Genomic DNA, 22,712 nt, shown 5'->3' on the forward strand with positions numbered 1-22,712 from the left:
TCCCCAGACAATTAAAGAACTTCAAATACCCCTGCTGCGCCCATTCCGCCGCCGATACACATTGTTACAACACCGTATTTACCGCCGCGGCGTTTTAATTCGTTGATTAACTTCACTGTAAGAATCGCACCTGTTGCACCTAGTGGATGACCTAATGCGATAGCCCCTCCGTTAACATTCACTTTCTCCATATCAATACCTAGCTCACGAACTACTTGGATTGACTGTGATGCGAATGCTTCGTTAATTTCCCACAGGTCTACTTGATCTTGTGTAATCCCTGCAATTTCAAGTGCTTTCGGTACTGCTACGATTGGACCGATACCCATTACTTCCGGTGGAACTCCGCCGACAGCAAATCCCAGGAATTTTGCCAGTGGCTGCATGCCTTGTTTCTCCGCTTCTTCACGGTCCATTACTAGTACTGCTGCTGCACCGTCAGAAGTTTGAGAAGCATTTCCTGCTGTTACAGAACCTTTTACATTGAATGCTGGACGTAATTTTGCCAACGTTTCTACCGATGTACCTGGACGAACCCCTTCATCTGTATCAAAGATTGTAACTTTTTCTTTTAACTGGTTGTTTTCATCGACGTAATATTCCGTAACTTCAACCGGAACGATTTCGTCTTTAAACTTACCTTCTTTAATCGCTTTTTCAGCTAATTCGTGTGAACGTACTGCAAAAGCATCCTGCTCTTCACGTGTTACATTGTAACGATTCGCTACCTCTTCAGCTGTGTGACCCATACCGATATAGTATTGTGGTGCCTCTTCAGCAATTTTCGGGTTTAGGCGAACTGTATTACCAGTCATCGGAATCATACTCATCGATTCTGTACCACCTGCAACGATTGCTTTGGCATGGCCTAGCATAATACGCTCTGCTGCATAGGCAATTGTTTGTAGCCCTGATGAACAGAAACGGTTAACTGTTAATGCTGGTGTTTCATCCGGTAACCCTGCCAATGCCCCAACTAAGCGGGCAACATTCATCCCTTGTTCTGCTTCTGGCATTGCACATCCCATAATTAAATCATCAACTGGACCTTCATAGCCCGCACGTTTTAATGCTTCTTTTACTACTACTGCACCAAAATCATCTGGACGAGTGTTCGCAAGTGATCCTTTTTTCGCACGCCCGATTGGTGTTCGTGCTCCTGCAACGATAACGGCTTCACGCATAATGATGTTTCCCCCTTGTGATTAGCCAGCAAGTAAACTCGTAAGCTAGTTGCCGGCAAAATATTTCAACTGATACAACGTTTTAAGATAAAGTCTGTCGCTTTTTGCGCACGGACTTCGATTAGTTACGTAATGGCTTTCCTTTTACAAGCATGTGCTGCATACGCATTTGTGATTTTTGGTCTGCAACTAATTCAAGGAATGCTTGTTTTTCCAGGTTTAATAAGTACTCTTCTGAAACTTCTGTTCCGTATGGTACCTTTCCGCCTGCGATTACATATGCAAGTTTCTTCGCGATTTTCAGATCATGCTCTGTAATATAGCCTGAATCGAACATTCCTTGAGCCCCTAATAACAATGTTGCATAACCAGGTGCGCCTACTACTTTCACCGGTTTTTTCACTGGTGCTGTATAGCCAGCTTCCGCAAGTGCAAGTGCTGCTTGTTTTGCATCATAGATTAAGTGATCCGGATTTACTGAAATACCGTCCGCAAAGTCCAGGAAGTTATTTTCACGTGCTTCTTCACCAGAAGTCGAAACTTTTGCCATTGCAATTGTTTCGAATACTTTGTTTGCGATTTGTTGATAGTCTACATCCACGCCATTTGGCAAGCCTTTAATGAACTTTTGGTAAAGACCTAAGTTACCGCCGCCACCTGGGATTAATCCAACTCCTACTTCTACAAGACCCATATACGTTTCAGCTGATGCTTGAATGTGTGCAGCCGGTAAACATACTTCCGCTCCGCCACCTAATGCCATTTGGAATGGTGCCGCAACAACCGGTTTTGTTGAATATTTAATACGGCGCATTGCTTGCTGGAATGACTTAATAACAAAGTCCAGTTCAAAAATGTTATCATCTTGTGCTTCCATTAAAATCATTGCAAGGTTGGCACCGACACAGAAGTTTTTACCTTGGTTCCCAATTACAAGGCCTTTAAAGTTTTTCTCAACTTCATCAATGGCGTAGTTGATCATTTGAACAATATCCAAACCGATTGCATTTGATTTTGAGTGGAATTCAAGTAACGCGATTCCATCACCTAAATCGATTAGGCTTGCACCTGAATTCGATTTGATCACACCGTGTTTTTTCTTGTAGCGTTTTAAGTCGATCGCTTTTTCGTTCACCGGTACTTTTACATATTCTGAACCGTTGTAGTAAGCTAAATCACCATCGATTTCTGAATAGAATGTTTTCAGGCCTTTCTCTAATAATCCAGTAACGAATTCTGGAATTTCACGGCCTTCATCTTTCATTTTAGCGACTGATATTTCTACGCCGATTGAATCCCACATTTCAAATGGACCTTGAGCCCAGCCGAAGCCCCATTTCATCGCATTGTCGATTGCAACGATATCGTCTGCAATTTCACCTACTAATTTTCCAGAGTAAATTAGTGTCGGTGCAAATGAATTCCATAATAGTTCCCCAACTCGGTCATTTGCATAAATTAAAACTTTTAATTTGCCTCCTGGACCTTTTGCTTGTTTTGCCATTTCTAATGATGGTGCTACAAGTTTCGTAGTCGGTTCATATTCAAATGTTGATAAATTCAATTGTAGAATTTCTTTCCCAACTTTTTTGAAGAAACCTTGGCCCGATTTCGCGCCAATCCAACCATTTGAGATCATTTTCTTTAAAATAGGTGATTCTTCAAATACTGCCTGTTCTTCACCCGTTGTCTGGTCATATACGTTTGTAGCAACATGTGCAAAAGTATCAAGACCAACAACATCCAAAGTGCGGAATGTCGCAGATTTCGGACGGCCGATTAGTGGTCCTGTTACCGAATCTACTTCCCCTACTGTATAGTTACGTGCAATCATTTCGTTCATTGTCACGATTAGGCCGTATGTTCCGATTCGGTTAGCGATAAAATTCGGTGTGTCCTTTGCGATAACAACACCTTTACCTAATACATCCTCACCGAATGTTTGCATAAAGCTTACAACTTCCGGGTTTGTCGTGTTTGCCGGAATGATTTCCAGTAATTTCAAATAGCGTGGCGGGTTGAAGAAATGTGTCCCAAGGAAATGCGCCTGGAAATCTTCTGAACGCCCTTCCGCCATTGCGTTAATGCTAACCCCTGATGTATTTGATGAAACGATTGTGCCTGGTTTACGTACAGCATCAATCTTTTCAAATAAGCCTTTTTTAATTTCTAATCTTTCTACAATTACTTCAATAATCCAGTCAACATCTTTCAGCTTTTCTAAATCATCGTCAAAGTTACCTGGTGTAATTAATGCTAGATTTTTTTTCGATGAAAGTGGTGCTGGTTTTTGCTTTAGTAATTTTTGCATTGCTGAAACTGCAAATCGATTTTTAACAGGTTTTGAATCAAGTGTTAACCCCTTAGCTTCTTCTTCCTTTGTTAGTTCGCCCGGAGCTATGTCCAATAACAATGTAGGAATCCCGATATTCGCCAAATGTGCTGCAATCCCTGAACCCATTACCCCTGAACCTAAAACCGCTACTTTTTCAATTTTGTAAGACACGAGCACTTCCCCCTTCTCCCTTGAATGAACAGTCATTCATTTTGAAATCAAAAAAAAACTTCAAACAGCTTTTCTGTTCTTAGTGTAGATTATTTTGACAATTTAAGCAATAATTTTCTCGCAATTTTAAATAAAATTATTATTCTTATATTTTTATTGCTAGAAGGAACATATATTAAGCTAAATTACTTTTCGTAAGCTGTCATAATCGTGTACAATGGGCGTAAGGAGCGTGATTAATATGCAAGAAATTACAACAATTGAACAATTCACAGAACTGACAAGCAATGAAAAACCAGTAATCGTAAAATTCTTCGCTGGCTGGTGCCCGGACTGCACACGTATGGATATGTTTATCGATCCAATTATTGAAGAGTACAATCAATATGACTGGTATTCAATCAACCGTGATAACTTCCCGGATTTAGCGGAGAAATATCAAGTAATGGGTATTCCTTCATTACTAATCTTCAAAAATGGTGAAAAATTAGCACACTTACATAGCGCTAATGCAAAATCACCTGCACAAGTAGAAGAATTCTTAAACGCACAAGTATAATATGTATTTATGAATAAATCCAAAAGTTTACCACTTTTGGATTTATTTTTTATTTTTCATAAGCTAAAGCGCTAGTCATAATGCGGTTTTTTAATTACAATTGATTACGTGAAATTTTATTGTAAGAAAGGAAAATTTATGACTTCAGATCAACGAAAAAAGCTCGCTTTACTTATGCTTAACATGTTTATTGCTGTTGGGAGTTTCGGGATTATCATTCCAATTATCCCTGCCTATTTAAAAGAAATTGGGCAAGGCGGAACAGCTGCAGGTTTAATCATTGCGATTTTTGCATTCGCACAATTTTTAGTATCACCTATCGGGGGAAAATGGACGGATAAGTATGGTCGTCGCCCGCTCATTAATATCGGACTGCTTACGTTAGCTATTTCGATGTTTATTTTCTACTTTGCTGATTCCATTTGGCTGCTTTACTTTTCACGTGCTATCGGCGGAATCGGCTGTGCATTCCTGATTCCTGCAATTTTTGCATATGTAGCAGATATTACAACGATGGATCAACGCGCAAAAGGTAATAGTTTTATTTCAGCCTCGATGTCACTTGGTATTGTAATCGGACCAGGTATCGGAGGTTTTTTAGCGGATTTCGGACTTAAAACACCGCTTCTTGTTTCAGCGGTAGTCGGGCTTCTTGCCTTTGTCGTTTCATACTTTACATTGGCGGAGAGTCAGGAAGAGAAAGTCGAAGTTCCACAAGACGAAAATTCATCAATGGTGAATGATATTCTTTTATCTGTTAAAAAGCCATTCTTCATTCCACTGATTATTACACTAATCATGAGTTTCGGTTTAATGGCTTATGAAACCGTTCTTGGACTTTATGTAGATGATAAATTTGGTGCAACGCCACAGGAAATTGCCTTCATGGTAACATCAACAGGATTAGTCGGTGTTATTATGCAATTATTTGTTGTTGACCGCCTCGTAAAAGCAATCGGAGAAGTAAATGTTTTAAAATTATTTTTAGTCGTTACCGCTTCCGGCTTCTTCCTGTCTATTATCGCAGGAAGCTATACGATGTTCTTTGCGATTTCGTTATTAATATTCCTTGCGACATCAATTTTGCGTCCTGTATTAACGACATTAATTTCAAAAATGGCCGGGAATGAACAAGGGTTTGCAATGGGTATGAACAATGCCTATATGAGCATCGGCAATATTATGGGTCCTCTTCTTGCAGGCGCATTATATGACATCGATATCCTATACCCGTTTATCGCAGGATTAATCATATTAATTTTCACTATTATTCTAACATTTATGTGGAAAGGTATTAAGATCCAAAAAGCAGCATTAAAAGGAGGCCATTAATCGTGAAAATTATTGTATTCGGGGCTACTGGTGGCGTTGGCCAGCATTTTGTTGAAATGGCTGTTAAGGCTGGTCATACAGTTACCGCATTTGTACGTACACCTGAAAAATTAAAAACTACAGATGTAACGATTATTCAAGGCGATGCATTTAATGCAGAGCAAGTGGCCGATGCGATCGTCGGGCAAGAAGCGGTCATTTCATGTTTAGGTTCAAGTACAGGTGTAAAGAAATCCAATGAACTTGAAACAATGGGGAAAAACATTGCGGACGGTATGGAGAAAGCTGGCGTAAAACGTTTAGTGTATTGTGCTTCAGCTGGCGTGGATGGAGAAATTCCGGGTGTAATGGGGAAACTCATGATGAAAATGCTCGCCAATCCATTAGCGGACCACCGCGCAGCGCTTAACTATTACAAAACAAAAGATATTACGTACACAATCGCTCGTCCTATGGGCTTAAAAGATGAACCGTTAAAAACCGATTACAAAGAAGCAGTCGATACGGTTCCAAAAGGTTCAAGCTCAATTCCAAGAGCAAGCGTTGCACATTTTATGGTAAATGCATTGGATAATGCACAATACGAAAACAAATCAGTTGGTTTATGCAGCTAAATATACAGACAAAAACTACCCCAAATACTTGAGGTAGTTTTTGTTTTTATTTGGCGTTATTGATTTCTTCTATCTTCTCGGCTAATTGATTAAAATGATCGGCTAATGCTTTTGGAATTTTGAACACTGTCAAAGTATTATTTACTATATCATGTTTTTTTACATAGCTTGCTTCATTGCTTTCACTCACCATTAGCTCCAGGTTTCCTCTATTTCCATTCTCATATTTAATATCAATCATGTACTCAGGTATGCTTAATCTAATGTACTCTTCATTCACGGTTGCCTGATTGAATAATTCATTTACTTCGTCTAAATCTTCCTCTAAAGTATAAGCATATGTCCCAAGACCACCGATTTTATAAATCCCCAGCGATTGGATTTTATCATCCAGCAGAATATCACTAGTTTTAGGTATATCTTCAAAAGCAATCGGTATTGTATATTCATTACCTCTCTCGTCTACAAGGATACGAGGAGCGGTCCGTGTCAAGGTCCAGCTAAACCCGTCATCCCCTGTAATGAAATATTGGTTATCTTTTGTTTTGATTTTTATATTTGTATATCTTTCCTCGAATAATTCCCCCGAGTAGGGTATTTCATCTTCTGATTTAGGTTTTTCTAAATAAAGGCGTGTATCGCTTGTGTAATAAAGTGTTCCATTATTAAATACATACATTAATCTGCTATCTCTACGATTTTGCATCATCATGTCATTAAAATGTTCAGGTTTTGCCAAATACATATTCTCATCTTCCGAATCTACCGCCAACTGGTCATCCGATTGTGGCATAAAGTAAAGTATTCCGCCAATTACAAATAGAAAAAGTAATACAATGGCCGGTTGCATGAGCGGCACCTGCTTCTTACGTTGTTTTTTTCCATCCGACACTTTTTGTACAAATGCTTCATTCATCAGCGGCTCATTGCTAATCACTTCATCAATTGCTCGTTTCATTTGAGAATTCGTCATGCCACTCACCACCTTTTAATTGATCTCTTAACTTTTCACGTCCACGCCTAAGTCTCGTTTTCACGGTATTGTCCGAAATTGAGAGTAAATGTGCGATTTCATCGATTTTCAGTTCCTTATAATAATAGAGAATGATAATTTCACGGTACTTAATCGGAAGCTCAAGAACTGCATTTCCCAGTAACCGATTTTCGTTTTGTTCAAGCACTTGCTGTTCTGCAGATTTCGTCCCTTGAAAAATTTGCTGTATTTTATTCGTTAAAATGGTATTTTTATAGCTCCAGCTGCGTAAATAATCATAACTGCGATTGATCGTCATTCGGTATAAGTATGTTCGGTAACTCGCATTTCCGCGGAAGTGCTCACGCTGTTCATATGCTTTCAGCAGCACATCCTGCACAATATCTTCTGCCATTTCTTTATTTTTCACATATGTATAGGAAAGTCGAAGCAATTCTTCTCCATGTGTTCTTATAAACACTTCAAACTCCACTTTCTTCCCCCCTTTGTTTTAATTGCTAACCGTTAGACGGAGCTGTTTTATTTTTAGTTTCAACTTTAATGATTATTTTTTTTATTTATGGGTATTAATCTACTTTATAACACTTTGGAGGTTTTAAGTATGCGAGTATTATTAAATGTAAATGGCAGGTCACAATATAGTTCGGACATCCGGCCTGAATATCAAAACTCGGCATGCGGCCCAACGACTGCACACGTTATTTTGAATTACTTATGCGAAGATGAAACAATCCGCACGAAAGATGTAAACGAACTTTATAAATTATTAGGTGGTACAAAAATAGGACTTTTTAAATGGCGGATGATCAGAAACTTACGTCGACTGCTAGGGGAAGACTGGTGTATCGAAGAATGTACGTTAACTCAGGCAATTGAGCAGTTACGCCTGGGTAATCCGGTAGCGATGAAATTTGATGTATATTTTACCGGGCAGTTTCTGCGTAATTCCAACCCTCTCTATAAATATCATTGGGTACCATTAATCGGATATGAAATTAAAAACAATGAACTCTACTTAACGATTCATGATAATGGCGGTCGTAACCGTGACAGTCAAATCCGGACTTTTAAATATGATGACCAACGCAATATTTTAAGCTTTGTGAAAATCGAAAAGGAACAGCAGTAGCATTTATGCTACTGCTGTTTTCTTTTTTCTGAATAAATGATTAGTCGATTGGCTATTACTGTAAAAAAACTGCGAGGATACATTATGAAATCAGTTGGCTCTATTAGTCTTTTACATATTATTTTTTTAACAATGACATTCATCGGATTAAAAAACCATGTCACGATTATTCCATCCTTACTGAATGGAGCAGGTCGTGATGCTTGGTTTTCTGTTATTTTTTCAATATTTTTGATGATTCCCTGGTTAGTTCTTCCTTTTATCACATTAAAAAAACTTAAAGAAGAATCTCTTCGTATGTATTTACTAAACAATTACCCTAAGCTGGGTAAAGTGCTTATTTTTATCATTGGTTTTTACTTACTTCTCATGGCCGTTATTACAATGCATGAAACACTACAATGGGTTTCAACAACCTTTTTGCTGCAAACGCCGCCATTGATTTTGTTTTTCTTTTTTACAATTGTATGTTTTTTACTGGCCACATCCTCCATATTAACGATTACGATGGTCAATGTTGTCGTCTTGTTTGGTGTTGTCGTCCTTGGCTTCTTTATCGCATTTGTTAATATTCAAGTGAAAGATTATGCATTGCTGCAGCCATTTTTCGAGCATGGATTTACACCGATTTTCACATCTATGGTATATCCTGCTTCCGGCTTTATTGAGCTTTATTTGCTCGTATTTATTCAGCAGCACTTTAAAACAAAGCTTAAATTTCGGCATTTATTAATTATGCTCTTTATACTATTTGGATTAACACTAGGTCCCTTATTGGGGGCAATTGCCGAATTCGGACCAACTGAGGCTGCTAAACAGCGCTACCCCGCATTTGAAGAATGGCGAATTGCCTCAATCGGCAGCTTTATAAACCATATTGATTTCTTTTCTATTTACCAGTGGCTTACAGGCGCATTTGTCCGTATTGGTTTTATATTATTCATAGCAATTGAGCTATTAGGGCTCAATGGTCAAAAGAAGAAAGTTTGGGAATATATTTTTCCGCTCTTTGTTTTTTGTTCGCTGCCTCTTTATTTACTCGATGACAGTATATTTAGCAAATGGAAGGGGCAATATTTTCTAATAAGTACTACGTTATTCTTTTTCGTACTTTCAATTATTCTCTTTATATTAGCAAATCGAAAATCAAAGCGAAAGTTGGAATATAATGATTGAATACGCTATCTTAAAAAAGCAATTTGATAATTGTGCTGATATTCGCTTTCAAACATTTGACTTTCCTGCAAGCAACGTTATGCTCATTACCTGTGAAGCGATGACAGATAATCATTTATTCAATGAAGTAGTCGTACCCCGATTAAGAGTGGCATGTCATCAAAAGGAACAATTTGACGAGGCAGTTCTAATGCAGAAACTGCATCTTCCCCAGCTATTGAAAATTGAAGATTTGCAGGAAGCTGTTACGAATGTATTTAGCGGATTTGTTCTTATTTATATCGAGAATTTAAATATACTGTTATGCAGCAATATTGAAAACAAGCCTAATCGAAGCCCTGAGGAATCAAACTTAGAAGTAACTATTAAAGGTCCACGTGATAACTTCATTGAAGATTTAGGTGTAAATATTGCTCTTATCCGCAAACGTCTGCCTACGAATTCGTTAAGTGTTGAGAAAATAACGTTAGGGACACGTTCTAAAACAAAGATCGCTATTTTATATTTTAATGACATTGCAGATTTATCTATCTTGAAACAATTAAAAAAACAACTCTCTGAAATCGATACAGATGTTATTTTAAGTGGTGAATTGATAATGGAACGGTTGAATAAAATTTCCTATTTAATTCCTTTAAATGATTCGACAGGTCGTCCTGATTTTGCGATGCAATCACTCGTTACCGGACGCTTTATCATTTTAGTAGACGGAATTGCATACGCAATTATCACGCCCACCAATATTCTAGCATTATTAAAGTCCGGAGAGGATAATGATTTTCCGTCCATATTCAGCTCGTTAGAAAGGTTATTACGTTTATTTTGCATATTAATAGCGCTTTTACTACCGGCTTTTTGGCTTGCGTTAACAACATTCCATCAAGAGCAGCTCCCAATTCAATTACTTGCGACAGTTGTACAAGCCAATACGGGCTCCCCACTGCCTGCAGCTATAGAAATGCTTGGAATGCTTTTTATGTTTGAGTTATTTCGTGAAGCGGGATTACGCTTACCGAGTATTTTAGGTGGAACGATCAGTGTTGTAGGAGGATTAATTATAGGTGATGCAGCCATTCGAGCTGGGATTACAAGTCCGGCAATGATTGTGGTCATAGCCATTTCAACGATCGCTACCTTTACACTTGTCAATCAGTCCTTCGTTACGACAATCAGCATGATGCGAATTGTATTTATTATTATTACATCGATTTTAGGACTTTTCGGCTTCTTCTTATCAATCTATATTTGCCTTGTTTATATCGCGAATATCCGTGTATTTGGTGTTCCTTATTTAAATATAGCTGTCAATTTGAGCTGGGATAATATAAAAATGTCCCTTTTCCGTCCACCAGCAAAATCAAACACTAAACGTCCGGAAATATTAAATGATAAAGATAAAACAAAGGAAAAAACAAAATGAAAAAATGGCTTTTGCTTCCATTGTTACTTTTAGTTGCTGGCTGCTGGGATACAAATCAGCCTGAACGTATGTATTATTTACTTGGCCTGGGAATCGATTATAAAGATGGTGAATATGAAATTTATAGTCAAGTTGTTGCTTTCACTAATATTGCTAAAAGCGAACAGCCGAACCCGGAAGCTACGCAGGCTGAAGTTGGGATTGCCAAAGGAAAGACTTTTGATGAAGCATTTTTTAATTTATATCAAACGATGGATGAGCGCTTCTTTTTAGGGCATTTAAACTATGTTCTCTTTTCGGAAAATATCGCAAAGGAAGGTAAAGTAGAACCTGTTATCAATTCCCTTATCCGATACAGGGAATGGAGGTATACAACTTGGGCTTATATTACAGATTCCCCACTCAAGGAAGCTTTGCTCATCACACCCATTATCAATAAATCCATTACCCTTTCAAAGGTGTCCGACCCGCTCAGTTCATTTAATCAGTCATCCCGGGTCCGTCCTATACAATTACGGGAACTTATGATTCATTTGAATGAACCTAGTCATGAAGCCAAAATACCATTTATCGAAATTAGCGAAAACTGGTCAAAGGAAGATGGACCGGATCCAGTCTATTCATTTAAAGGCATAAGCATTATCGGTAAGAACTCTGGTTTAAAAGGGAACTTATTAGGCGACGATTTAAAAGGTGTTCAATGGCTGGAAAATGAAACAGACCGCTCAGATATTACCGTTAAAACGGAAGAGTTTGAAGAGTTATATACAACGACAACCGTTGACGAAGTGCATTCTAAAATTACACCAATTGTTTCCGAAAATAATGTGCAATTTGATTTACAAGTGCAATTGGTTGTTCAAACAAATGAAATTCTTAATGAAAATAAAATGGATTTATTAAAAAACAAGATTAAGGAGCAAGTAAAAAAAGAAATCGAGCAAACCTATAAAGCTTCCTTAAAATTTGATGCTGATATTTACCGGTTAGCTGAGGTATTGTATCGAAAAGATTTGAAAACTTGGAAAAAGTATGAACAAGATGGAAATATTCCTCTTGACGAGTCTACTATTCGGAAAGTGGATGTGGAGCTTGTAAAAGTCAAAGGTGAACGTATAATTTCCCATTAAAAAGAGGTTGTGCAACTGTGCACAACCTCTTTCGCATTTTATTTATAAATCGAACGCGCATGTTTCGCGATTAAGCGGTAGCCATGCTTTTCAATGTGTTCAAATAACTCCGGAGCATAAGGTGCTAATGCTAATTGATCCAGCTCTATGTCAATCGGTACATCGCAGTGTATTGTAGCCAATTGATGCGATAATCGTAACATCGCTAAATTTTCACTGATTTTAATACGTTGGCCCGGCTTTAATGTCGGCAATGCTTCTAATACGCCATCAATGGAACCATGGTTTTGAATAAGCTGTAACGCTGTTTTCGGCCCAATGCCCTTTACCCCCGGGTAACCATCGCTTGTGTCTCCCATAAACGCTTTAACTTCAGCGAATTGTTTTGGCGCAATGCCATATTCCTCAACAAATCGGCTTTCCGTATACACATCGTATTCTGTATAGCCCTTTTTCGTAAAGGCAATCGTTGTCGAAGGGTTTAGTAATTGTAGTAAATCTTTATCTCCGCTAATCACAGTAATTTGAGCATCGTCTTTCCACTTTTCAATCATTGATCCGATTAAATCATCCGCCTCAAGACCTTGTGTTCCAAAGTTTTGCCATCCGATCATTTCCGATACTCTTTTAGCCATATCAAACTGCGGCAGCATCTCTTCCGGTGGTGCAGGTCGATTTGCTTTATAGCCATCGTACAGTTCATTGCGGAACGTAACCGCACCCATATCCCAGCAAACAGCTAAATGTGTCGGCTGCATCAGATTCTGTGCTGTCAATACATGACGGGCAAAGCCTTGAACACCGTTTGATGGTGTTCCGTCATCTAAACGTATAAATTGATTCATCGCTGCTGACGCAAAAAATGAACGAAACAATAGCGCCATTCCATCAACTATTAATAAATGTGGTTTTGTCATAATAAATCTCCTCTTTCTACTAAACACTTATTATAACAAATGCACCGGTAGAATGTTGCTGTAAATACTTACCCGTTCGGTTTCAAGTAGTCGATGATACGATTCACGTCTTTGCTGAAAATCCGATCCTCCGTCATTGCAGGTGCTAAGTTACGAATGTCTTTCCACTTCTCATAAAGCTTTGGCGACATGTTCTCTACACCCCTGTATTCCACTGCCTGTGCGGCACAAAATGCCTCGATTGCCAGTACATTTCTTACATTGGCAATAATCATGCCCGCATGGCGAGACCCTGTCGTACCCATCGAAACATGGTCTTCCTGATTCGCAGAAGACGGTATGGAGTCAACTGATGCAGGATGTGCCAATGTTTTATTTTCCGATACTAAACTTGCTGCGCTATACTGCAATATCATCGCGCCTGATTCAAGTCCTGGATTCGCACTTAAAAATGCAGGCAGCCCTTCATTTAACTGCGGGTTTACTAATCGCTCAATACGTCGCTCTGATACATTGGCCAACTCCGCCATCCCGATTTTCAGAAAGTCCATCGCAAACGCAATTGGCTGACCATGGAAGTTTCCTCCTGAAATGACTAAACCACCGTCATCAAAAATGAGCGGATTATCTGTTGCCGCATTCATTTCGATTTCGAGCTTTTCTTTGACGTAATTCAATACTTGCCAGCTCGCTCCGTGGATTTGCGGGATGCAGCGAAGCGAATACGGATCCTGCACCCGCTTTTCCCCTTGATGTGTAATGAGTTTACTATCCTTTAACCAATCACGCATACGCTCTGCAACACCCATTTGTTCTTGCATGCCGCGCGCTTCATGAACAGCTGGATGGAAGGCATCGATAATCCCGTATAAACTTTCCATTGTTATTGAGGCAATCCATTCACTCGCATAAGCCAGTTTCTCGGCTTCCAAATAATTGACTACGCCTTGTGCTGTCATTGCCTGGGTTCCATTAATTAATGCAAGACCTTCTTTTGCCTGCAGTTCAATTTTCGGCAGTCCCCGATGTTCAAATATTTCATGTGACGGATGTTTACTACCATTTACAAATACTTCTCCTTCCCCAATAACCGCCAAAACTAAATGAGAAAGTGGTGCCAAATCTCCCGATGCTCCAAGTGAACCTTGCTGTGGAATAACAGGAACAACATTTTCATTAATCATCCATAACAGCCGTTCCAGCACTACCAAGCGAATACCTGATAACCCCTTTAATAGTGCATTTAATCTAAGCACCATCATCGCTTTTGCAACTTGTTCCGAAAAAGGCTCCCCAAAACCGCATGCATGGGAACGGATTAAATTAACTTGGAGCTTGCTTACCTCGTGCTCCGCAATTTTCACATCGCTAAACTTTCCAAACCCTGTGTTAATGCCGTATACGGTTTTATCCTGCTGAACAATTCTTTCCACTGCTTCACGACTTTTAACAACACGTACTATCGCTTCCTCTGCTATTTCTACTTTTTCCCCATTATATAAAATGCTCCCTAATTGTTCGATCGATAAATTTTGTCCGTTTAACTGAATCATTTACCGCACCCCTTTTAACTATTCTTATCTCTCAATTTTATTATTGTTTAAATAGCAGTTAATTGCTACTAATATTTCACCTTTAAAACAATAGTTAAGTTGAAAATGCTTATTTTAAGGGCTTTATACGTTTTATTTCTAAAAAGTTGTTTACCTGCTAATACATTAGCCTTCTAGTGATTTAGTATTTTATTATAGTAAAGTGCTAAAGCGGAGAAGGATAAAAAAATAGAGATCCTATAAAAGGACCTCTACTTTGTACGCTTCATATCTCGGATTGCTTGAATGGATAATCGCACGAGCAAAATCGCACATAAAAACAAACCTAAATAAGCAGCCGTATTTAAATAAATTGCATAAGCATTATGAATAAATTGCGAGATTGCCAGTAATGCAACCGATATAATTCCAAATGTAATTCCGACCATCAGTAAAACAAACCGTGAAAACAGCTGTGTTATAAACATGGAATTCGCTTTATCTGAGAAAATATCGTGATGCAAAATGATTTTCCCGCTCTCCACTTTTCTGAACAACTGATCAAGCCGGCGCGGTATTTTCCGTAAATTCGGCAACATCAGTGCCAGTTCTTCTTCGATTAAGTCTTTCGTCTCTACCGGATGTTTGAAAGGTTTCAGGAAGCTTGATTTCAAATAATCATTGGAGAAGTCTTTTACTTCACTGAAAATCCTAAATCCCGGGCAAATAATAGACAATGTACCGTCCAATGTTACAATCGCACGTAATGCCACGTTGACGGAAGGATAGAAATGGAGTCCAAACTCACGCACAACAGAGAAAATGGAGTACATTAGCTCATCAGTCGGGATCGTCGACACATAGTTGATTTTCAGCAGAATCTGGCTAATCGCCTGCTCCATTTCATGCCGATTGATCTGCTCGGCATTTTCTACAAGCTGGGCAATCCCATCAACAACAAGTGCTGCATCGTTTTGATGAATTCCGACAAGGAAGTACTTTAACCCTTCCTGCTGCAATTCAGCTAAACGGCCGACAGCCCCATAATCGAGAATCGCGACACGTCCGGTTGTTTCCTCAATATAAATATTCCCTGGGTGCGGATCAGCATGGAAAATTCCAGAAATAAGCGTTTGCTCTAAAAACGAATACAATAATGTTTTTGCAAACTGATGACGGTCAGTGCCCAAATCTGTAAATAGTTCATTAGCTACTGTAACGGACTGGCCTTTTATATATTCCATCACCACAACATTGGAATTACTGCACTCCCGGTATACTTTCGGCACTTTTACATCGATACTGCCACGTTCTACAATTTTGGCAACCTGCTCCATATTGCGGGCCTCGATATTAAAATCAATTTCTTCCTTCAATGCCATGCTGAAGCCTTTCGCCAAATCGTAAAAACCTAAGTTTTCAGCCCACTGTGATTTGCTGGTAATCCATCTGGCAAACTCCATTAAAATCGATAGATCATCCTGCATTATATTTTTCACGTCAGGCCGTAAAAACTTCACAACGACAGGTTCGTCTGTTTCCTTTAACACCGCTTTATGTACTTGACCGATTGAAGCGGAAGCTAATGGTGTTTTACTTATATAGGAAAAGATTTGGTCCGCACCCGCATTAAAGTTTTCGGCAATTATTTGGTCAACTTGCTGTTCGGAAAGGGGTTTTACATGTTGCTGAAGCTTTTCAAGTTCATCAATAAAAATCGGTGACAAGAGCTCTTTACGTGTTGATAGTACTTGTCCAAATTTAATAAATACCCCGCCGCACTGCTCAAGTGTCTCCCGTAATGCTTTTGCGAGTTCACGTTCATCTTCGCGGGCACGGGCATATTTCATCGTTCGTGTGACTCCGTTCGTTACAGCAATCCCGACTACTTCACGTAAACGTTTTTGACGCTTCCAATACGTAATAAGTGTTTTAAAATAGGAACGTCTGCCAACAGGTGTGCCATTTTCATTCAATTCTATCGAATCAAACAGCTCAAAAAACAGATAAAGCAGCATCGAAATCAGAAGCATACTGCCGAGCCAGATAATTGTTGTTATGTTGACAACATTTGAAACGATTCCTTGGTCATAATAGTCGGACCCGCGCAAATATGTATACCAAAAAACAAAGGTCGTTAATGAAACACTAATTAGCACGGATAATATTCTTTTCATGAGACTTATTTGTGAGCCGATTAAACGACCGCTAATAAAGAATATAAGCGCGGATGCAATGAGCAGTTGAATTATAGCTGAAATAAAATCCATTCAAATCGCCCCTTTAGGTCAAAGTTAAATGTGTATGCACTTCTACATTCCCTTTTAACGCTTTACTAATCATACAAGTTTCCTCTGCCTTATATGCATAGCGCTCCGCTATACGACGGGCACGTTCATCTTCTTTGTTCTGCAGGTCAATGTCGACATAATGGTGGATCGCTTTGTATGTAAAAACACCGTTTGTCACATCAACAAGCCCTTCTGACTTCAAATTCAGCTTTGCGTCAATTTGGCTACGCTCAAGCATTGCCGCCAGTGTAATTAAATAACAGGTAGCCGCGGCACCTAGCAGCATTTCATCCGGATTTGTCCCGACACCAGGTCCATCCATTTCAGGTGGAATCGAAATTTGTGTGTGCAATCGTTCGGTTTTCAAATCTCCAACCGCATTTCTTCCACCCGGCCAGTCAATCGTTAACGTAAATGTATGTACCGTCATAAATATCACTCTTTTCAATTTTCTTTAACTATAACATTTTGGTCTAAGTTTTTCAGAATATGAAAACAGCCGACTAACAGAAAGTTTCTGTTAATCGGCTGATGTTTACCATATGTTTTGCTTATATTTTTTATAGTAATTGACCTGACGGATAAACATGTAGATTTTGCGTTTCAAGTGCTTGTCCTGTTTGTAGAACAACGGATTTACAAGTTTCTTTTCCTTGATCAGACGTCGAATATCCTTTTTCACCGTTTCATCGTAAACGAATTTTTTCAATACAATTTTCGGAACGACTGAAAACAGGACATCTCCTTTTAAATACGCGCAAGGTTTCGGAATATCGTAAATCAGATCTTCCACAAAGTTGCGCGCCAAATTATGACCCATAGCGTTAATATAATAACTTGAGCGACCTTGACGGATATTTACTTCGAATACTTTAAACTTCCCGTCACGCTCATCGTATTTCAAATCAAAGTTACCGTAGCCGCGATAGCCGACCGCTTCCAAAAAGCCGCGCAGTTTCGTCATCACTTCTTCGTTATAGCGAGTTATAAGCGCTGTGTAATTGCCGATCGCAGTTTTCGTATGTTCCTGAAGGACAACTTGTGCAAACGATACAAGCTGTGTTTCTCCTTTTGAATTTACGTAGACAACCGAATCCCACATTGCTGTGTCATCACCGGGAATATAATCCTGAATAATGAGCTCTTCCTGGTAGCCGCTATTTTTAATCATATCGATTACTTTTTTTACTTCTTCTTTGCTTTCCACTTTGAAAACTTTCGCCTGGCCTGTAAATGGATGACGGCTGTATTCAATCCCGTTACTTGGTTTAATAATAACCGGATACATCATGTCGGTTTCAAATGCGCCATCTGTTTTGCAATCATAAAATACAGTCGTTGGAATATCGATGCCGTATTGTTCGCACAGCTTATAGAAATTGGATTTAATCTGCAAGTCATTCATTAAATTCTCATCGATATAGTTGAACACGAAATAATCTCTTAAGATCGCTCGGTTTTCAATAATTAAACGGACGTATAAATCGTTTGTGCCGATTAAAATCAGTTTTTCCGCTTCATTTTCATATTTCTTCGCTACGCTAATTAATATTTTGGCAAACTGGTCCGGTTCACCAAGTTTTTTGTCATACTCAATTGCACGTGGAATATTGCTTAAGTTCGTAAAAGGCAAAACACCTTTTCCTACTAGAATCGGACGGATTTTATATTCTTCATGGAAAGAAATCGCCATGTTATATGCATTAATATCAGTACCGACAATAATCGGTAAAAATGGTTGTCGAGTCATTACTATACTTCCTCTCAATCTGTTCAGCGGTCTTTATATTTGATTTATCACTTATTTATCATACAATACTCTATCGATTTATGCTGTATTTTGTAAACGGTTTTTATTATTTCGCGAATATTTTAATGAAACTTCTCCTCGATTAAAACGTACGTATTAAGTAAGAGGTGATCGGGATGAATGCTCAATTACAATTATTTTTTACAAACATTGATAAAATCGTTTTATATTTTGGGGCTGATGCAAAATATTTTTATATTGACCTTGCATTAAAGCTGACTGTCCGCAATATCGTATTCAACTATGAAGATTATGAAAAAGTCCGTCAGCAAATCAAAAACAATACAAAATGGTATAACTTTGCTCGAGTTAATACTCAAATTATTAATACATACTTTGTTCATTATGCAAAGGAACCTGAAAAAGTCGGTGATGCTTTAAATCTCCACAAATCTCTTACAAAGCAGTTTACCCGCCATGATGACAGCTATATTGCGGCTGCCTATTTAAAATCGGAAGAACATATCGAGCGAATCAATCTGTTAATGAAAGATTTAATGAACAAACAAAGCGTAAAATATGCACCGTTAAAACTCTCCACTAACGCGATGCTAGCCGGACGGGCGGAAGACACAAAAGTACTGGCAAACAGTGTGGAGCAGTATTATCAGGCACTTGTGTCAATCGGATTTGAACGTACTAAGGACACGACAAATACAGCTGTCATTTTAACAATCGGAACAGGGGGTTTTCATCACGAAACCTTTGCCCGGTTAAAAGAGCTGGCGACATATATTAAAAAGACAGAAATAACACTTACAACGCACCGTTACAATACGATTGCCCTGCTCTCACTCGCCAAGTTTGAAGTTCACCAGTTCCCGGCACTCCATGATATGCATGAAGAAATATGCCGCTTTTTAAAGTTAGATCGGATGCATTTTAACTCTCTGCTTGTAGCAACCCAAATATACACATCGACTGAAGCAATCGGTGACTTATCCTCATACGATGTAGGCTTCTCCACAATTATTTTCTCTGCTGCAGAGCATTCAAATACAGGACGTTATGATAGTGACATTACTGCCGGCGGTGCTGATTGAATAATAAAAAAACTGTGCTGAACCGGAATCGATTCCGTTCAGCACAGTTTTTGTTAATTTTGTTTACGTTCTTTCGCATATTCAGCTGCTGCTGTAAAAACGATATCTGTCGAAGAATTCAATGCTGTTTCACAAGAATCCTGAATTACACCGATGATGAAACCAATAGCCACGACTTGCATTGCAATATCGTCTGAAATTCCGAATAAGCTACACGCTAACGGAATCAGTAACAGCGAGCCGCCTGCAACACCTGATGCACCAGCAGCAGACAGTGCAGCCAGTACCATTAAGATAACTGCAGTCATAAAGTCCACTTCGATGCCTAATGTATGAGCAGTTGCCATCGTCAGAACGGAAATCGTAATCGCTGCCCCGCCCATATTGATTGTTGCACCTAAAGGTATCGATACAGCATATGTATCTTTATCTAATTTCAGCTTTTCTGCCAATGCCATATTGACTGGAATATTGGCCGCTGAACTACGTGTGAAGAAGGCTGTAATTCCACTCTCTTTAATTGATGTCAAAATTAGAGGATACGGATTTCTCCTAGCAACCGCATATACAATTAGCGGATTCACAACGAGTGCCACGAAGAACATTGTCCCTACTAAAATTAGAATTAGACGGGCATATTCCCCTAATGCTGAAAGGCCTGTCGTAGAAATCGCTTCAAATACTATTCCTAATATACCGAATGGTGCTAAGTTAATAATCCATTGTACAACTTTCGTAATTGCATCCGAAAAATTCGCAATAACACCTTTTGTTGAATCATTGGCTGCTTTTAAAGCAATCCCTAAAACTACTGCCCAAGCTAATATACCAAGATAATTTGCATTCATAATAGCAGTTACCGGATTTGTCACGATATTGAACAATAATGTTTCAAACACTTCAAGGATCCCGCTAGGCGGTGTCACATCCTGTGCTTCTGTTTTTAAAGTTAATACTGTCGGGAAAATATAGCTTGCAACGACTGCTACAAATCCCGCTGCTAATGTCGCAACCCCATATAAAGCAAGAATCATTTTCATATTTGTTGCTTTGCCGCCAACATGTGAAGCAATCGCATTAATAACAAGCACAAATACCAAAACTGGTGCAACTGCTTTTAAAGCTGAAACGAATAGAGTCCCTAGAATGGTAATACCACTTACCGTATCAGGAATCGTTAGTGCTAAAATAACGCCAATTATTATACCAATAATAATACGGTTTACTAAGTTAATGCTGTTCCATTTTTCGAACAATCTTTTCATAATTTCCCCCGCTATTCTAAGATGTTACATTGCTTCTGGATGTTTGAGACGAGTAAGTGAATGGGAACATTGCACCACAATATTTCTCCGGCTGAAGCTTCATTTTTATATAACTCTTTAAAATTAAATAATTTACTATAGACCAATAATACAATGTGCGACCAAATAACACAACTGTATTTTTCCACAGTACACTATTAACGAACGTCTTTACTCTATTTCCGAATTTTTTCGGATGATTTTATAAAATATTGAAGCTAATACTTGCTGGAATAACATCCCGAAAACGACCGGCATTGCTACTTTTGACGGGAAATATGTTGTAGCGATAACGACCCCTACCGCAATATTCCTCATTCCCCCATTAAAGACAAATGTCGCCTGATCGGCCTCTGATTTCCAAAATAGACGGCCTAATAAAAGAGAAAATACATACCCCGAAACTGCTAAAAAGAGAACTACAGCAATTACTTTCGCGAGCTCCCAATCTATCGTTTTTACATAGGGGGCAATCGCACTACTATTAATCATAATAATTGCGAACAAACAGAGCTTCGAGATTAAAGACATTGGTTTACCATATTGTTCGAACAGCTTTCCTTTTGTCCATTCATTGACGAGGATACCTAATATCGAAGGTAAAACAATCATCCAAATGAGATCAAAAATAAGCGCTGGCGTATTTAGCGAAATAGACTCTCCAACAACTAAATGCAAGATTAACGGCATAAGAATCGGAGCAAGCAATGTATCAATCAAAATGATGGCGAGTGATAAAGGCAAGTTTCCTTTACTGATCGTCACCCAAATGACGCTCGTAACTCCTGTTGGCACGGCAACGGAAATGAGAAAACCGATTGTTAATAGGCGGTCATCGAATATGAGCTCCGCCAGAATGAATGCCCATAAAGGCATGAGTATATGTAGAAATGCAATCATCGATAAAATCGTTTTAGGGTATTGTTTAAACACTTTTATATCGCGAAATTTCAGATTCAAACTGCTAATGAAAGTCATGACCGCAAATAATATCGGAACTAGAAAAAGAAAATGTGTACCGATTTTTTCGAGCAGAACACCGATGACTAAACTGAGCGGTGTTAATACCGGCATCCACCTTTGAATAAATTGGTTGAGCGATTGAACCATGTACTGCGCCTCATTTCTTGAATTAGTATTCCTTACCGAATTGTAACATAAGCGGAATGCATCCGGACGAGAATGGAAATCATCTTTCTATTAGGTAATGGAGCCATTTAAATAGATAAGTCAGCCAACATTATGTTATTTTTATGATATGTATTTAAGGAGGGTTTGCAGTGTCATTATCTAAAAAAGGCTATCTTGTGTTATTTGTCGGGATGCTTTTATTAATCATTTCCATCTTTTTCACAACTAATTGGAGCATTACAGCATGGCTAGTATTATTTATCGTCAGTCTTCTATTCTGTACAGTCGGAATCATTATGTTAATCCTACATTTAGTTAAACAAATAAAGTTAGAAAAGCAGAACAAACAAAACAAATGAAAAAATGAGCAACCTTATTATTGGTTGCTCATTGTTATTTTTCTTCCTTTACTGACAGGATGTTAACGGCTTCTTCATATTGAATAAGTACTGTTTTTCTGGCACGTACTGACGATCTTGCTTTTACTTGAACTTGCTTTTTTTCGCCATTATGCTCAATTTCTACTAAAAAGCATTTTGCCCCACATTGCATATTCTTCAACTCCTTATTCCTTCAATTATAACGACAATTGTCCTTATAATCTATTTGAGCGGCTTTCGTTAATATAGCAAAAAAGCCG

General features: G+C 38.6%; 21 protein-coding genes. 9 read left to right on the forward strand and 12 right to left on the reverse strand.

All coding sequences use genetic code 11. From position 1 onward, the window contains the following. Positions 1–11: 11 nt before the first annotated feature. Together M3166_RS12080 and M3166_RS12085 are read right to left on the reverse strand one after the other, a co-directional pair. A complete protein-coding gene (locus M3166_RS12080; protein WP_008408694.1) occupies positions 12–1,184 on the reverse strand; it encodes an acetyl-CoA C-acetyltransferase in 1,173 nt (390 codons plus the stop codon). 121 nt (positions 1,185–1,305) lie between these two features. Continuing rightward, positions 1,306–3,690 (reverse strand): 3-hydroxyacyl-CoA dehydrogenase/enoyl-CoA hydratase family protein, encoded by a 2,385-nt coding sequence (locus M3166_RS12085; RefSeq protein WP_251690099.1) that lies wholly within the window; start codon positions 3,688–3,690, stop codon positions 1,306–1,308. A gap of 241 nt (positions 3,691–3,931) precedes the next feature. On the opposite strand from M3166_RS12085, the gene M3166_RS12090 reads away from it, so the two are divergent. The 3 genes from M3166_RS12090 to M3166_RS12100 all read left to right on the forward strand — a co-directional run bounded on the left by M3166_RS12090 (position 3,932) and on the right by M3166_RS12100 (position 6,195). Further along, on the forward strand, positions 3,932–4,249 hold the full coding sequence (locus M3166_RS12090) for a thioredoxin family protein (protein ID WP_251690100.1): 318 nt from the start codon (positions 3,932–3,934) through the stop codon (positions 4,247–4,249). A 138-nt stretch (positions 4,250–4,387) separates the two neighbouring features. Next, entirely contained in the window at positions 4,388–5,581 is a 1,194-nt protein-coding gene (locus tag M3166_RS12095; protein ID WP_251690101.1) for an MFS transporter, read from the forward strand. A 2-nt stretch (positions 5,582–5,583) separates the two neighbouring features. Continuing rightward, complete coding sequence (locus M3166_RS12100) at positions 5,584–6,195, forward strand: NAD(P)-dependent oxidoreductase (protein ID WP_251690102.1); 612 nt, start codon at positions 5,584–5,586, stop codon at positions 6,193–6,195. Positions 6,196–6,241: 46 nt separating this feature from the next. Here the strand turns inward: M3166_RS12100 and M3166_RS12105 are convergent, their stop codons facing one another. Continuing rightward, positions 6,242–7,168: a hypothetical protein gene (locus tag M3166_RS12105; protein WP_251690103.1), complete on the reverse strand. Its 927-nt coding sequence runs from the start codon at positions 7,166–7,168 to the stop codon at positions 6,242–6,244. Next, positions 7,137–7,661 (reverse strand): sigma-70 family RNA polymerase sigma factor, encoded by a 525-nt coding sequence (locus M3166_RS12110; protein ID WP_251690104.1) that lies wholly within the window; start codon positions 7,659–7,661, stop codon positions 7,137–7,139. The genes M3166_RS12105 and M3166_RS12110 overlap by 32 nt, the downstream gene beginning before the upstream one ends. A 129-nt stretch (positions 7,662–7,790) precedes the next feature. Between M3166_RS12110 and M3166_RS12115 the strand changes: the two genes are divergently transcribed. The 4 genes from M3166_RS12115 (at position 7,791) to M3166_RS12130 (ending at position 12,044) form a co-directional block, all read left to right on the forward strand. Next, positions 7,791–8,318, forward strand: a complete 528-nt coding sequence (locus M3166_RS12115; RefSeq protein ID WP_251690105.1) for a C39 family peptidase — start codon at positions 7,791–7,793, stop codon at positions 8,316–8,318. An 84-nt stretch (positions 8,319–8,402) separates the two neighbouring features. After that, on the forward strand, positions 8,403–9,494 hold the full coding sequence (locus M3166_RS12120) for an endospore germination permease (RefSeq protein WP_251690106.1): 1,092 nt from the start codon (positions 8,403–8,405) through the stop codon (positions 9,492–9,494). Then, complete coding sequence (locus M3166_RS12125) at positions 9,487–10,914, forward strand: spore germination protein (protein ID WP_251690107.1); 1,428 nt, start codon at positions 9,487–9,489, stop codon at positions 10,912–10,914. The genes M3166_RS12120 and M3166_RS12125 overlap by 8 nt, the downstream gene beginning before the upstream one ends. Next, the gene (locus M3166_RS12130) at positions 10,911–12,044 is read left to right on the forward strand and encodes a Ger(x)C family spore germination protein (RefSeq protein WP_251690108.1); all 1,134 of its coding nucleotides are present in this window, start codon (positions 10,911–10,913) and stop codon (positions 12,042–12,044) included. Before M3166_RS12125 ends, M3166_RS12130 begins: the two co-directional genes overlap by 4 nt. Before the next feature lie 38 nt (positions 12,045–12,082). Here M3166_RS12130 and M3166_RS12135 read toward each other — a convergent pair whose 3' ends face one another. The 5 genes from M3166_RS12135 to M3166_RS12155 form a co-directional block, all read right to left on the reverse strand. Continuing rightward, positions 12,083–12,961 (reverse strand): 5'-3' exonuclease, encoded by an 879-nt coding sequence (locus M3166_RS12135; RefSeq protein ID WP_251690109.1) that lies wholly within the window; start codon positions 12,959–12,961, stop codon positions 12,083–12,085. 68 nt (positions 12,962–13,029) lie between these two features. Then, on the reverse strand, positions 13,030–14,514 hold the full coding sequence (hutH, locus tag M3166_RS12140; RefSeq protein WP_251690110.1) for a histidine ammonia-lyase: 1,485 nt from the start codon (positions 14,512–14,514) through the stop codon (positions 13,030–13,032). 251 nt (positions 14,515–14,765) lie between these two features. After that, the gene (locus M3166_RS12145) at positions 14,766–16,763 is read right to left on the reverse strand and encodes an ABC1 kinase family protein (protein WP_251690111.1); all 1,998 of its coding nucleotides are present in this window, start codon (positions 16,761–16,763) and stop codon (positions 14,766–14,768) included. A 13-nt stretch (positions 16,764–16,776) separates the two neighbouring features. Continuing rightward, positions 16,777–17,214, reverse strand: coding sequence for an SACOL1771 family peroxiredoxin (locus tag M3166_RS12150; protein WP_251690112.1), 438 nt, complete (start codon positions 17,212–17,214; stop codon positions 16,777–16,779). A 105-nt stretch (positions 17,215–17,319) separates the two neighbouring features. Then, on the reverse strand, positions 17,320–18,534 hold the full coding sequence (locus M3166_RS12155; RefSeq protein ID WP_251690113.1) for a carboxylate--amine ligase: 1,215 nt from the start codon (positions 18,532–18,534) through the stop codon (positions 17,320–17,322). 176 nt (positions 18,535–18,710) lie between these two features. Between M3166_RS12155 and M3166_RS12160 the strand changes: the two genes are divergently transcribed. After that, positions 18,711–19,637, forward strand: a complete 927-nt coding sequence (locus M3166_RS12160) for a DUF4003 family protein (protein WP_251690114.1) — start codon at positions 18,711–18,713, stop codon at positions 19,635–19,637. A gap of 53 nt (positions 19,638–19,690) precedes the next feature. Here M3166_RS12160 and sstT read toward each other — a convergent pair whose 3' ends face one another. Together sstT and M3166_RS12170 are read right to left on the reverse strand one after the other, a co-directional pair. Continuing rightward, positions 19,691–20,902, reverse strand: coding sequence for a serine/threonine transporter SstT (sstT, locus tag M3166_RS12165; protein WP_251690115.1), 1,212 nt, complete (start codon positions 20,900–20,902; stop codon positions 19,691–19,693). Positions 20,903–21,112: 210 nt separating this feature from the next. Beyond that, on the reverse strand, positions 21,113–22,051 hold the full coding sequence (locus M3166_RS12170; protein WP_251690116.1) for a bile acid:sodium symporter family protein: 939 nt from the start codon (positions 22,049–22,051) through the stop codon (positions 21,113–21,115). 170 nt (positions 22,052–22,221) lie between these two features. Here M3166_RS12170 and M3166_RS12175 point away from each other — a divergent pair, with 170 nt between their 5' ends. Beyond that, entirely contained in the window at positions 22,222–22,431 is a 210-nt protein-coding gene (locus tag M3166_RS12175) for a hypothetical protein (RefSeq protein ID WP_251690117.1), read from the forward strand. 34 nt (positions 22,432–22,465) lie between these two features. On the opposite strand, the gene M3166_RS12180 is transcribed toward M3166_RS12175, so the two are convergent. Then, positions 22,466–22,624 carry a hypothetical protein gene (locus tag M3166_RS12180; RefSeq protein ID WP_251690118.1) on the reverse strand — a complete coding sequence of 53 codons (159 nt, stop codon included), beginning with the start codon at positions 22,622–22,624 and terminating at the stop codon, positions 22,466–22,468. Positions 22,625–22,712: the final 88 nt, after the last annotated feature.

Origin of the sequence: Solibacillus isronensis (genome assembly GCF_023715405.1) — a bacterium.
Taxonomy (GTDB): domain Bacteria; phylum Bacillota; class Bacilli; order Bacillales_A; family Planococcaceae; genus Solibacillus; species Solibacillus isronensis_B.

Excerpts from the sequence above, each read along its gene's own strand:
- M3166_RS12095 (WP_251690101.1), top strand. The coding sequence starts at position 4,388 with ATGACTTCAGATCAACGAAAAAAGCTCGCTTTACTTATGCTTAACATG.
- M3166_RS12145 (WP_251690111.1), bottom strand. The coding sequence starts at position 16,763 with ATGGATTTTATTTCAGCTATAATTCAACTGCTCATTGCATCCGCGCTT.
- M3166_RS12090 (WP_251690100.1), top strand. The coding sequence starts at position 3,932 with ATGCAAGAAATTACAACAATTGAACAATTCACAGAACTGACAAGCAAT.
- M3166_RS12130 (WP_251690108.1), top strand. The coding sequence starts at position 10,911 with ATGAAAAAATGGCTTTTGCTTCCATTGTTACTTTTAGTTGCTGGCTGC.
- M3166_RS12150 (WP_251690112.1), bottom strand. The coding sequence starts at position 17,214 with ATGACGGTACATACATTTACGTTAACGATTGACTGGCCGGGTGGAAGA.
- M3166_RS12080 (WP_008408694.1), bottom strand. The coding sequence starts at position 1,184 with ATGCGTGAAGCCGTTATCGTTGCAGGAGCACGAACACCAATCGGGCGT.
- M3166_RS12115 (WP_251690105.1), top strand. The coding sequence starts at position 7,791 with ATGCGAGTATTATTAAATGTAAATGGCAGGTCACAATATAGTTCGGAC.
- M3166_RS12155 (WP_251690113.1), bottom strand. The coding sequence starts at position 18,534 with ATGACTCGACAACCATTTTTACCGATTATTGTCGGTACTGATATTAAT.
- M3166_RS12170 (WP_251690116.1), bottom strand. The coding sequence starts at position 22,051 with ATGGTTCAATCGCTCAACCAATTTATTCAAAGGTGGATGCCGGTATTA.
- M3166_RS12105 (WP_251690103.1), bottom strand. The coding sequence starts at position 7,168 with ATGACGAATTCTCAAATGAAACGAGCAATTGATGAAGTGATTAGCAAT.
- M3166_RS12125 (WP_251690107.1), top strand. The coding sequence starts at position 9,487 with ATGATTGAATACGCTATCTTAAAAAAGCAATTTGATAATTGTGCTGAT.
- M3166_RS12160 (WP_251690114.1), top strand. The coding sequence starts at position 18,711 with ATGAATGCTCAATTACAATTATTTTTTACAAACATTGATAAAATCGTT.
- sstT (WP_251690115.1), bottom strand. The coding sequence starts at position 20,902 with ATGAAAAGATTGTTCGAAAAATGGAACAGCATTAACTTAGTAAACCGT.
- M3166_RS12180 (WP_251690118.1), bottom strand. The coding sequence starts at position 22,624 with ATGCAATGTGGGGCAAAATGCTTTTTAGTAGAAATTGAGCATAATGGC.
- M3166_RS12120 (WP_251690106.1), top strand. The coding sequence starts at position 8,403 with ATGAAATCAGTTGGCTCTATTAGTCTTTTACATATTATTTTTTTAACA.
- M3166_RS12135 (WP_251690109.1), bottom strand. The coding sequence starts at position 12,961 with ATGACAAAACCACATTTATTAATAGTTGATGGAATGGCGCTATTGTTT.
- hutH (WP_251690110.1), bottom strand. The coding sequence starts at position 14,514 with ATGATTCAGTTAAACGGACAAAATTTATCGATCGAACAATTAGGGAGC.